The sequence below is a fragment of the Roseobacter sp. genome, from assembly GCF_039970775.1.
GTDB lineage: Bacteria > Pseudomonadota > Alphaproteobacteria > Rhodobacterales > Rhodobacteraceae > Roseobacter.
Window position 1 is genome coordinate 66487 of record NZ_JBDVLG010000026.1, and the last position, 10059, is coordinate 76545.

13 protein-coding genes are annotated in these 10059 nt (G+C 59.4%); 8 read left to right on the forward strand and 5 right to left on the reverse strand.

Annotated elements, in window-relative coordinates; genetic code table 11:
- Nucleotides 1-104: 104 nt before the first annotated feature.
- Genes ABJH13_RS05705 through cobD form a run of 3 tightly spaced genes read right to left on the reverse strand, consistent with a single transcriptional unit; the run spans nucleotide 105 to nucleotide 3177 of the window.
- A complete protein-coding gene (locus tag ABJH13_RS05705; RefSeq protein ID WP_348405253.1) occupies nucleotides 105-1268 on the reverse strand; it encodes a lytic murein transglycosylase in 1164 nt (387 codons plus the stop codon).
- A gap of 17 nt (nucleotides 1269-1285) precedes the next feature.
- Complete coding sequence (gene cbiB, locus ABJH13_RS05710; protein WP_348405254.1) at nucleotides 1286-2191, reverse strand: adenosylcobinamide-phosphate synthase CbiB; 906 nt, start codon at nucleotides 2189-2191, stop codon at nucleotides 1286-1288.
- Nucleotides 2188-3177 carry a threonine-phosphate decarboxylase CobD gene (gene cobD, locus ABJH13_RS05715; RefSeq protein ID WP_348405255.1) on the reverse strand — a complete coding sequence of 330 codons (990 nt, stop codon included), beginning with the start codon at nucleotides 3175-3177 and terminating at the stop codon, nucleotides 2188-2190. The genes cbiB and cobD overlap by 4 nt, the downstream gene beginning before the upstream one ends.
- A 161-nt stretch (nucleotides 3178-3338) precedes the next feature.
- Between cobD and ABJH13_RS05720 the strand changes: the two genes are divergently transcribed.
- On the forward strand, nucleotides 3339-3719 hold the full coding sequence (locus ABJH13_RS05720; protein ID WP_348405256.1) for a response regulator: 381 nt from the start codon (nucleotides 3339-3341) through the stop codon (nucleotides 3717-3719).
- Nucleotides 3720-3744: 25 nt separating this feature from the next.
- On the opposite strand, the gene ABJH13_RS05725 is transcribed toward ABJH13_RS05720, so the two are convergent.
- The gene (locus tag ABJH13_RS05725; protein WP_348405257.1) at nucleotides 3745-4728 is read right to left on the reverse strand and encodes a glutathione S-transferase family protein; all 984 of its coding nucleotides are present in this window, start codon (nucleotides 4726-4728) and stop codon (nucleotides 3745-3747) included.
- Between the two features lie 179 nt (nucleotides 4729-4907).
- Between ABJH13_RS05725 and ABJH13_RS05730 the strand changes: the two genes are divergently transcribed.
- On the forward strand, nucleotides 4908-5258 hold the full coding sequence (locus ABJH13_RS05730) for a hypothetical protein (protein WP_348405258.1): 351 nt from the start codon (nucleotides 4908-4910) through the stop codon (nucleotides 5256-5258).
- Between the two features lie 5 nt (nucleotides 5259-5263).
- Here the strand turns inward: ABJH13_RS05730 and ABJH13_RS05735 are convergent, their stop codons facing one another.
- Nucleotides 5264-6457, reverse strand: a complete 1194-nt coding sequence (locus ABJH13_RS05735; protein WP_348405259.1) for a MalY/PatB family protein — start codon at nucleotides 6455-6457, stop codon at nucleotides 5264-5266.
- Nucleotides 6458-6557: 100 nt separating this feature from the next.
- On the opposite strand from ABJH13_RS05735, the gene def (ABJH13_RS05740) reads away from it, so the two are divergent.
- The 6 genes from def (ABJH13_RS05740) to ABJH13_RS05765 all read left to right on the forward strand — a co-directional run bounded on the left by def (ABJH13_RS05740) (nucleotide 6558) and on the right by ABJH13_RS05765 (nucleotide 10006).
- Nucleotides 6558-7076: a peptide deformylase gene (gene def / locus ABJH13_RS05740; protein WP_348405260.1), complete on the forward strand. Its 519-nt coding sequence runs from the start codon at nucleotides 6558-6560 to the stop codon at nucleotides 7074-7076.
- Nucleotides 7073-7570, forward strand: a complete 498-nt coding sequence (gene def, locus ABJH13_RS05745) for a peptide deformylase (protein ID WP_348405261.1) — start codon at nucleotides 7073-7075, stop codon at nucleotides 7568-7570. The genes def (ABJH13_RS05740) and def (ABJH13_RS05745) overlap by 4 nt, the downstream gene beginning before the upstream one ends.
- Nucleotides 7571-7624: 54 nt before the next feature.
- Entirely contained in the window at nucleotides 7625-8530 is a 906-nt protein-coding gene (gene fmt / locus ABJH13_RS05750; protein ID WP_348405262.1) for a methionyl-tRNA formyltransferase, read from the forward strand.
- Between the two features lie 11 nt (nucleotides 8531-8541).
- The gene (locus ABJH13_RS05755) at nucleotides 8542-8778 is read left to right on the forward strand and encodes a hypothetical protein (protein ID WP_348405263.1); all 237 of its coding nucleotides are present in this window, start codon (nucleotides 8542-8544) and stop codon (nucleotides 8776-8778) included.
- Nucleotides 8779-8879: 101 nt separating this feature from the next.
- Entirely contained in the window at nucleotides 8880-9320 is a 441-nt protein-coding gene (locus tag ABJH13_RS05760; protein ID WP_348405264.1) for a hypothetical protein, read from the forward strand.
- Complete coding sequence (locus ABJH13_RS05765) at nucleotides 9314-10006, forward strand: HTTM domain-containing protein (protein WP_348405265.1); 693 nt, start codon at nucleotides 9314-9316, stop codon at nucleotides 10004-10006. Before ABJH13_RS05760 ends, ABJH13_RS05765 begins: the two co-directional genes overlap by 7 nt.
- Nucleotides 10007-10059 lie beyond the last annotated feature (53 nt).

Genomic DNA, 10059 nt, shown 5'->3' on the forward strand with positions numbered 1-10059 from the left:
TGCGGCACAAGGCGCGCAGGGTCTAGGCATAAAACAAACCTGAATGTAAGTTTCGTCGTGGAAATTACAGGGCTGGCGATAAAAAGTGGTTAATGCTTCGGACGTCAGAGGCGTGCCAAAAGCGCCGGCGTCGGCCATGCATCTGCGGGCAAACCAAGGCGCTGCTGTTCGGTCTGCACGGCGGTGCGGCTGCGCGCACCGAGGATCCCGTCAACTTTGCCAACGTCATGCCCGCGGGCCTGCAATTTGCGTTGAAGTTCTTTCATCTGGGGGCCGGTGAGACCCGGTTCTGGGCTGCGCGCGTCGTAGACCGGGGCGCCTTCGAGGCGCGTGGCAAAATATGCGGCGGTCAGGACGTAGGTAAAACTTTGGTTCCATTCGAAATAAACGCTGAAATTCGGATAGGCGAGAAACGCGGGCCCCTTGTGCCCCTGCGGCAGCAACAAGGACGCCTGCAACCCCTGTGTTAACGACCCGTTGCGGGCACGCACACCCATGGCTTCCCAGTCGCGGGGGGATTTCACAGTGCGCAACCCGCTTTGCGACCAGTCGAAATTGGCAGGCACGGTGACCTCTTGCAACCATGGTTCGCCATCGCGCCAGCCGAGGCTTTGCAACATTTGACCGCCCGACATCAGCGCATCAGCGGCAGAGGTTTTCAGCGATACGTGGCCATCGTCGTCGCCGTCAACACCGTTTTCGATGATATCGCGCGGCAACATCTGGACCATCCCGATTTCGCCAGCCCAGGCGCCGGTTGTGGTGCGGGGGTCTAGGTCGCCGTCCTCAAACAGTTCCAGCGCAGCAAACACCTGCGGGCGGAACAATTCGGGGCGGCGGCAGTCGTGCGACAGCGTCACCAGCGCATTCACGGTGTTAAAATCGCCCTGAAACCCGCCATAGTCCGTTTCAAACGCCCAGAACGCGAGCAATACGCCACGGTTCACGCCGTAGCGTCGGGCGATTTGGTCAAAGATTGCATCGTATTTTTGGGCGTTGCTTTGCCCGCGCCGCAGACGGTCTGCCGAAATGAGGCGTTGGGAAAAATCAAGAAACGGGCGTTGGAACACGCCTTGCGCGCGATCTGCCTTGAGCACTTTGGGGTCTTGGCGCACGCCCGAAAAGAAACGATCCACGGTGGTGCCGTTGTGGCCCTTGGATATGGCTTCGGCTTTGAGATCGTTCACGAAACTGGCGAAAGACCCGCCGCAGGCCTGCGCGGCGACGGGCAGGGCAAAAGCAAGGGCGGCAAGAAGAGGCAAGCGCATCAATGGGCTCCGATTGGTTAAAATATAAGGGCCAGCACACACAGGACGAGCCACATGCGCCACGCCTTCCAAAGCATCGCGATGCTGGCATCAATGTCCACCGCCGTGAGCACCTTACGCCCATCCGGGTTTACAAATGGAAAATCGCGCATCTGGCCATCATAGGCCCGTGGGCCCGCCAATGCGACCCCCAGAGCCCGCGACATGGCGGCTTCTGGCCAACCGGCATTGGGGGATCTGTGCTGGGCGGCATCGCGGCGGATGGCGCGCAGGTCGTAACACCCGGCGGGCAGGGCGATCAGGGCCGCCGTCAGCCGGGCCGGGATGAGGTTGAGCAGGTCATCAAGCCGGGCCGCAGCCCAGCCAAAGGCGTGGTGACGCGGGGTGCGGTAGCCGATCATGCTGTCGGCGGTGTTGATCAGCTTGTAGATCACCAGCCCCGGCACACCGGCGATCAGAAACCAGAACGCGGGGGCGATGACCCCATCTGATAGGTTTTCGGCGGCGCTTTCGATGGCGGATCGCGCGATCTGGGTGTCGTGCATGGCGTCGGTATCGCGGCTGACGATCTGGGCGACCATCCGGCGGCCTTGGGCGGTGGACATGCGCAGCCCGTCCGCGACCCGTGCCACATGTTGCACCAGCGACCGTTGTGCCAGCAAGATCGCGGCGGTGATGATCTCGGCCACCGGGCCGAGCGTGCTCAGTAACAGCCCAATGGCCCCACCGACGCCCACCAGAAACACCACACAGCCGATGCCTTTGAGGCGGCGTTGCGCGCCCTCATTGAACCGCCGATCCAGCGCGCCGATCAAACGCCCCATCAGGACCGCCGGGTGGGCCACCCTGTCCCACAACCACTTGGGTTCGCCCAGCAGCGCATCAAGGCACAGGGCACATATCAACAGCACGGCGGTCGTCATGACAGGGCGGCGGTGACACGCGGCCAATGCAGCGCATGCGGCAGGCCAAGGCGCAGCCAGCGTGGGTTGTAGGGGAAGGTTCTGCTCCAGATATGATGGGTCGCGAGGCGGTGTTGCCAACGGGTTGCGTCGTCGACCTCATAGAGCCGAAACAGCGGCGTGCCGCCCACCACATTGGCACCGGCCGCCTGCATCAGGGTGTCCAGCCGGGTCGCGTCCTGTGATAATCGCGCGCGGGTTTCAGTGGCCCACTGTTGGTCGGTCAACGCAGCAGTGCCGATGTGCAATGCCGGGCCAGAAACCGCCCAAGGGCCCAAGGTATCGGCCAAGCGCGCCACCAACGCAGGGTCGCCTACGATGAACCCCAACCGCATCCCTGCGAGCCCCCAAAACTTGCCAAAGCTCTTTAGGATCAATGTGCCCGGCTGCACCGATTGGCCGACGAGAGAATGGTCCGGGGCGATGTCGCAAAAGCTCTCGTCGATCACGGTGAGGGATGCGGCCGGGTTGGGTAGGGTGTCTGGCGCCCATATTTTGCCATCTGGGTTGTTGGGATGCACCACGACCTGCGCGGTGGCTGTGCCTGTATCGATGGTGCGCCAGCCCTGCACGGTGAAGGCCGCAGCGTGTTCATTATAGGTGGGGCCGGGGATGCGCACCGTGCCGCGGGGCACCAATTGTGGGATTTGTACGATGATCGCGGAGGCCCCGGGTGCGGCCAGCACCGCCGCCTGATCGGGGATTTGCCAAAACGCCCGCGCGGCGTTGGTTAGCCGGGTGTTTGCGCCCTTGTCGGGCAGTGCTGTCCAGACGTCTGCGGGCATATGCGACACCGGGTAGGGGTGTGGATTAATGCCCGTCGACAGGTCAATCCAGGCGATTCGACTGCCGCCATATTGCGCAATTGCTGCATCGAGGCCGCCGCCATGATCACGCTTGTGGTTTGTCAACAATCCGCTCTTTCCTCTATATCTGTTGCGTAACATGCCAAGGTTACGCGCCGCTGAAAGCGGAAATCAGCCGGTTAATCAAGTATGACCGCTAATGATAAAATTGTCACCTCTCGCTTAATTGTTTGTTAACCTTTGCACGACACCACAGGTGTTACAAAACGTAATAACTTCGGGTGTTCCGGAATGGAGGACAGATGAAGGTTCTAATTGTCGAGAGCCAGGACGATCTGGCTAGGATTTGGCAACGCCACCTTGAACGCATGGGCATAATAGTGTCCCGTGCGTGCGATCAGGCGGATGCCATTCACCAACTCAGCAGCCGTTGCAGTGACGTGATCATTCTTGATCTTGTGCTCAATGAGGGGTCGGCGCTTGCCGTTGCGGATTACGCCAGTTACCGGCAGCCCGATGCCAAGGTCATCTTCGTGACCAATACGTCGTTCTTTTCGGACGGATCTATTTTTTCGCATGTGACGAACGCCTGTGCCTTTGTGCAAAGCGCGACACCGCCAGAAGATTTGGCCGCCATGGTTGAACACTATGGCGGCCCTTCCGAGCAGTCCGGCGCGGCCTGACCGCGCCGGACACTCCTCCCATTCCCTAAGACATAGCCGCGCGATCATGTGGGGCACCAAAATCCAGATCGGGCCCGATCGGTAGGATCCGATGCGGGTTAATTGTGTCGTGGCTGTAGTGGTAATGCCGGATGATGTGGTTCAAACACACCGTCTGTGCGACGCCCGGCACCTGATATAGATCGCGCGTGTAGCCCCACAGGTTCGGATAATCGATCAGCCGCTTTCGGTTGCATTTGAAATGCAGGTGATAGACCGCGTCAAACCGCACCAATGTTGTGAACAGCCGCCAGTCGGCTTCGGTGATGGTGTTGCCCATCAGGTACCGGGTGATGTGCAGCCGGGTTTCGAGCCAGTCTAGCGTGTCAAATAGCGGTGTTATGGCGGTGTCATAGGCACCTTGCGTGGTGGCGAACCCGGCCTTGTAGACCCCATTGTTGACGGTGTCATAGATGCGGTCGTTTACGGGCGCGATGGCATCACGCAGCGGCGCGGGCCAGAAATCGAGCGTATTGCCTGTTAGCCCATCGAAGGCCGAATTGAACATGCGGATGATATCGGCGCTTTCGTTTGACACGATGGTGTTTTGCGTGGTGTCCCAAAGGATCGGCACGGTCACGCGGCCCGTGAAATCGGGGACGGCTTTGGTGTAGATATCGCGGGCAAAGGGCAAGCCGTATAACGTATCGCCAGTAGCGCCGTGGTCGTCGATTTCAAAGGTCCAGCCGTCGCCCAACATGTCGGGGTGCACCACGCTGATGTCGATATGATCCGCCAGATCTTTGAGCTGCCGGAAGATCAGCGCGCGGTGGGCCCAAGGGCAGGCGTAGCTGACATAAAGGTGGTAGCGGCCCGAATCGGGGGTGAACCCGCCGTCACCTGTGGGCCCCGGCGCGCCGTCTGGCGTGACCCAATGGCGAAATTTCGCCTCTGTTCGCTGGAATGTCCCGCCGGTTTTGGACGTGTCATACCACGTGTCTTGCCACTTGCCGTCAACCAAAAGCCCCATGCGTATTCTCCTGTGTACGTTGGCAAAGCTAGGGGCTTGGGCGGCGGCGGGGTAGGGCATGGCGCGCGCAGGATCCTCCGCATCTGCGCACAACAGACCGATCTGTCGCAAAAACTTAACTTGATTTTCAGCGCGCTGGTGCAGCATGTGGTCACTGGGACAACGTAGGGCATCACGATATGGAAGTGGTTTTTTCCAAGGAAATTCAAGCAGGTCTGGATCAGGCCCGCATCGCGGCCCTTAAAAAGGCATCACGGTTGCGCGTTACGGTGGATGGTACTGTTCATCCGGTGTTGCGCCTGTGGAAAACCGGCTTTGCACTCGAAAGCGACGCGCCGTCGTTGCGCGGTTTGGTAGACCTATACGACGGCGCCATTCATATTTTTCAGTGCCTGATCATCACCAGCTACGATGAAGATGGCGAGCGGCGGTATGAATTCAAACGGGCGACGGCTGTGTCAGACGCGCCCGCCGTGGATTTCGAAAAACGTGAAGGCGCGCCCGTTGGTTTAATCGCGCACGCCCCCTAACGCCGTTACTGCAAATCACCAAAGGCCTTGGCCAGCCGGGCGCAGGCGTCTTCGACCCGCGCGCGTTGGGTGCCGATGTTGAACCGCATAAAGGGTTCGCCGCCGCCGCCAAAGCTGGTCCCGTGGTTGGCGGCAATCTGCGCGTCTTGTTGGATGCGGCGGATCACCTCATCTTGGGCCATGCCGGTGCCGGAAAAATCGACCCAAGACAGATAGGTGCTTTCCAACGCCATGGATTGCAAACCGGGGATCGCTTTGATTTGGGCATCAAAGAGTTGGCGGTTGCCGTCGATGTATTGGATCAGATCATCGACCCAGGCAGCCCCATCTGGGGTATAAACAGCCCGCGCCATCACCAGCCCAAAGGAATTGGGCGACATTCCCAATGCGGCCATACGCCGAGCGAATTGCGCGCGCAGATCTGGGTCTTGGATGATGACATTGCCGGTGTGATGGCCCGCCAGATTAAAGGTCTTGCTGGTGGCTGTCATCATGACCAGACGGTCCGTGACCCCGTCGATCAGAGCGGCAGGCGTGTGGGTGTGGCCGGGCATCGCCAGATCGTGGTGGATTTCGTCAGACACAAGGATCAGGTCGTGGCGCTGTGCAAAATCCGCGACCTGCTGAAGCTCGTCGCGGGTCCAGACCCGGCCGCCGGGGTTATGTGGCGAACACAGGATGACCATTTTCTCTGACCCGGTCATCTGGGCGTCGTAGGCGTCAAAATCCATGGTGTAGCGCCCGTCGGTTTGCGCCAGCGGGCATTCCACGACCTTGCGCCCGGCTTGGGTGATCACGCGGGCAAAGGCGTGATAAACTGGGGTAAACAGCACAACCCCGTCACCCGGCGCGGTGAAGGTATCGATGCACATGCCGGTGCCGTTGACCAAACCGTGGGTGTTGAAAATCCAGTCGTGTTCGATCTTCCAGCCGTGGCGGGTCTGCATCCACCACTGCACCGCGTCACGATAGCTGGTTTCATCACCGTAATAGCCATAAATGCCATGGTCGATCATGCCTTGCAGCGCGGTTTGCACGCAGGCGGGCGGGTGGAAATCCATGTCGGCCACCCACATCGACAAACCGGTGTCTGGCGAAACGCCAAAGATGTCGTGCATGCTGTCCCATTTGGCGCAATCGGTGCCGCGTCGATCGATCTGCGTGTCAAAGCGGGCGTCATGGGGGGTGTTGAGGCTCATATGGTTCTCCTGAAGATTGATCGGCACGCTAACGGGTTTCTATGATGCTGCAACCCTGTCGCGTGTTGCAGATGGCGGGCGGCTGGCTTACATGAATTTCATGAAACGAAAGATACTGCTGCACCCCGACCCCCGTCTTAAAAAGGTCTGCGCGCCACTGCCAGACCTAAATGATGAATTGCGCGCGTTGGCGGATGACATGTTGCAAACGATGTACGAGGCGCCCGGCGTTGGGCTGGCCGCGCCGCAGGTCGGTATTTTGCAACGGCTGGTGGTGATGGATTGCATCAAAGGGGACACCGAAGCGCCCCGCCCGATGGTGATGTTTAACCCCGAGATCGTCTCGGCGTCGGATGAGTTGAACGTCTACGAAGAAGGCTGCCTGTCGCTGCCCGATCAATACGCCGACGTGACCCGCCCCGCCGAGGTCGAGGTGCGCTGGATGGATCGCGATGGCAACGCACAACAACAGGTGTTTGATGGGCTGTGGGCGACCTGCGCCCAACACGAGATTGATCACCTGGATGGCAAGCTGTTCATTGACTACCTCAAGCCGCTGAAGCGTCAGATGATGACGCGCAAGATGGTGAAAATGAAGCGGGAGCTGGCCCGTTCGTGACCCCGCGCGCAGTACTTCAATGGCCAGACCCACGGTTGCGCAAAGCCGCCGCCCCAATTGACGCGATCACCGATGAGATCCGCGCGCTGTGGGACGAGATGATCGAGGTCATGGATGCGATGCCCGGTGTGGGGCTGGCTGCGACGCAGATTGGCGTGATGTTGCAGGTGGCCGTGGTGGATGCGTCTGATGCCCGCGACCGGCGTATTCGCATGGCCAACCCCGAAATTATCGACGCCTCTGCCATTCTGAATGTACACCAAGAGGCCAGCCCGAATTTGCCGGGGGTGCACGCCGAAATATCGCGGCCTCGTGGGGTTTCGGTGCGGTTTATGGATGAAACGGGGGCCACCGTGCAGCGTGATCTGGTGGGTTTGGAAGCCACAAGCGTGCAACATCAAATCGACCACTTACAGGGTCGGATGTATTTTGACCGGCTCAGCAAGATCAAACGCGACATGCTGATACGCAAGGCCCGCAAACTGAAACCCTAAAAAGCGTGCGGCATGCGGGGTATTTTCGCAAGACCCCAAGCAGGGAGAGACATTATGCGCGTGATTTTCATGGGAACACCTGAGTTTTCCGTCCCGGTGCTGGATGCATTGGTGTCGGCCGGCCACGAGATCGTCTGCGTGTATTCCCAGCCGCCGCGCCCTGCGGGTCGGGGCAAAAAGGACCGTCCCAGCCCGGTGCACACGCGCGCTTTGGCTCTTGATTTGCCGGTGCGCACGCCGGTGTCGTTGAAAACGCCCGATGCCCAGCAAGCGTTCGCAGCGCTTGAGGCCGATATCGCCGTTGTGGTGGCCTATGGGTTGATCTTGCCGCAAGCGGTGTTGGACGCGCCGGCGCGGGGGTGCCTGAACATTCACGCAAGCCTGTTGCCGCGGTGGCGCGGCGCGGCGCCCATCCATCGGGCGATCATGGCGGGCGATGCCCAAACCGGGGTCTGTATCATGCAAATGGAGGCCGGGCTTGACACTGGCCCCGTGCTGTTGCGCCGCGCGACGGATATCGCGCCCCAAGAAACCACCGCCCAACTGCAACACCGCCTGAGCGTGATGGGGGCGGATCTGATCGGGGACGCGTTGGCGCGCCTTGATGACCTGCCGCCTGTGGCCCAACCCGATGCGGGTGTCACCTATGCCGCCAAAATCGACAAGGCCGAAGCCCGCATAGACTGGCAACAACCCGCCGCACAAGTGGATCGCCAGATCCGGGGGCTGTCGCCTTTTCCGGGGGCATGGACGATGGACGGCGAGACGCGCATCAAACTGCTGGCATCGCGTTTGGCCGACGGCACCGGCGCGCCGGGGACCGTGCTGCAAGATCCGCTGCGCATTATGTGTGGGGACGGCGCCGTCGAATTGGTGCGCTTGCAGCGGGCGGGCAAAGGTGTGCAGGATGCAACGGATTTTCTGCGCGGCTGGTCGTGGCCCGTCGGGAAGCAACTGTAAAGGAGCCCGCGATGTTTCCTACCTTGATCGGCACCGTGGTGATCGCGGGGATCGTCGGCTACCTGTGCGAAAAAACCGGGTTCACCCATAACGGTATATTACCAAGCATTATCATCTGCGTTGGCGGCGCATTTGTGTTTTATTTCGTGACGCTGATGTTTGGAATTGGCTTTCGCAGTCCGGGGTTGAACGCGATTGCCGCGTCGATTGGGGCGCTGATTATCGTGCCGTTCCATTGGCGCAAATAGCGTATCCTGACGGCGTATTTCGTATTAGATTTGTTTAGGGAATTTCCCGGTTGCCCCACGTGGTTCACGCCGTATTAACATACGCGCCGTTAGCTGTGTTTATGTTGAAAACACTCTCCTTGATATTGCCCGTGATGATCCCGTCTTGGCGGTTTTTCAAAACGATTGAGCCATCACCAAGGGTGCAGTGGCGGTTTTTACCTGACAGCAATGCAGCCCCGGCCGGATGGCAAGAATTTCAGCCCCAACCATCGACTGTTGCGCCGTCCCAGATGATTTTGCGGTTGTTTTGGAACCCGGATCGCAACGAAGAACTATTCGTCGTCAGTTGCGCAGAGCGCATTCAGCAAGAACCCACCGACCACAGTATAAACGAGATCAAACGACGTATTCAGATTGAGATTGTGAAAGCCTATAGCGATACAGCGATGATAAAGTTCCAATTTAGGTTGGTTTTTGTACACCGCGAACAGACGCGTTTGGTGCAAGAAACGGTGTTTCTCTCGGATGAATTTCCTGTGTCGGGGGCCACGGTATGTTGATGTTGGACCCGGCATTGCGCCTGACCGAAATCTTGCTGGCGCTGGCGTTTTTACAGCAAAGCGCCGAACATATGTTCGGGTCTCGTGGTGCGCGGGCGTTGTTTGCGCCCCGTGCGGTGCTGAGCATTATGTTGTTGTTGGGGCCCTACAGCCCGTGGGTGCTGCTGGCGCTTTCTGCGCATAGCGTTCTGATTTTGCACCGCTTCCAAGGCCCTTACAACGGCGGCAGCGACCGAATGGGGTTGTTGATTTTGTACTGTCTTTGTTTGGCGCGCTGGTTGCCGGATGGCATCGGCGCAGAGGCCGCGTTTGGTTATTTGGCGGTGCAGGTCATCCTATCGTATTTCATTTCGGGGCAGGTCAAAATCGTTAACTCGGAATGGCGCAGCGGGCGCGCATTGCAGGATGTGTTTCGGTTTTCGGCCTACCCGGTAAGCGGGTCTCTGCGGGCATTGGCAGACCGCCCCCGCCTGCTTTGGGCCGCGTCCTGGGTCGTGATGCTGTTTGAGGTGGCGTTTCCGTTCAGCATCCTGAATTCCACTGCTTTGATCGTGGCCTTGTGTATCGCCGCGATGTTTCATGTGGCGAATGCGTGGCTGTTTGGCCTAAACCGTTTTGTGTGGTTTTGGATTGCCGCGTATCCATCGATCTTGTGGTTGCAAACACGTCTGGTTCCGCACGCCTGATCTATTCTCAACGCTGTGGCGGCACCCGACCCAACAGCGCCGCCTCTAAAATA

Excerpts from the sequence above, each read along its gene's own strand:
- ABJH13_RS05765 (WP_348405265.1), top strand. The coding sequence starts at position 9,314 with ATGTTGATGTTGGACCCGGCATTGCGCCTGACCGAAATCTTGCTGGCG.
- fmt (WP_348405262.1), top strand. The coding sequence starts at position 7,625 with ATGCGCGTGATTTTCATGGGAACACCTGAGTTTTCCGTCCCGGTGCTG.
- ABJH13_RS05730 (WP_348405258.1), top strand. The coding sequence starts at position 4,908 with ATGGAAGTGGTTTTTTCCAAGGAAATTCAAGCAGGTCTGGATCAGGCC.
- def (WP_348405260.1), top strand. The coding sequence starts at position 6,558 with ATGAAACGAAAGATACTGCTGCACCCCGACCCCCGTCTTAAAAAGGTC.
- ABJH13_RS05720 (WP_348405256.1), top strand. The coding sequence starts at position 3,339 with ATGAAGGTTCTAATTGTCGAGAGCCAGGACGATCTGGCTAGGATTTGG.
- ABJH13_RS05735 (WP_348405259.1), bottom strand. The coding sequence starts at position 6,457 with ATGAGCCTCAACACCCCCCATGACGCCCGCTTTGACACGCAGATCGAT.
- ABJH13_RS05725 (WP_348405257.1), bottom strand. The coding sequence starts at position 4,728 with ATGGGGCTTTTGGTTGACGGCAAGTGGCAAGACACGTGGTATGACACG.
- cobD (WP_348405255.1), bottom strand. The coding sequence starts at position 3,177 with ATGTTACGCAACAGATATAGAGGAAAGAGCGGATTGTTGACAAACCAC.
- ABJH13_RS05760 (WP_348405264.1), top strand. The coding sequence starts at position 8,880 with ATGTTGAAAACACTCTCCTTGATATTGCCCGTGATGATCCCGTCTTGG.
- ABJH13_RS05755 (WP_348405263.1), top strand. The coding sequence starts at position 8,542 with ATGTTTCCTACCTTGATCGGCACCGTGGTGATCGCGGGGATCGTCGGC.
- cbiB (WP_348405254.1), bottom strand. The coding sequence starts at position 2,191 with ATGACGACCGCCGTGCTGTTGATATGTGCCCTGTGCCTTGATGCGCTG.
- ABJH13_RS05705 (WP_348405253.1), bottom strand. The coding sequence starts at position 1,268 with ATGCGCTTGCCTCTTCTTGCCGCCCTTGCTTTTGCCCTGCCCGTCGCC.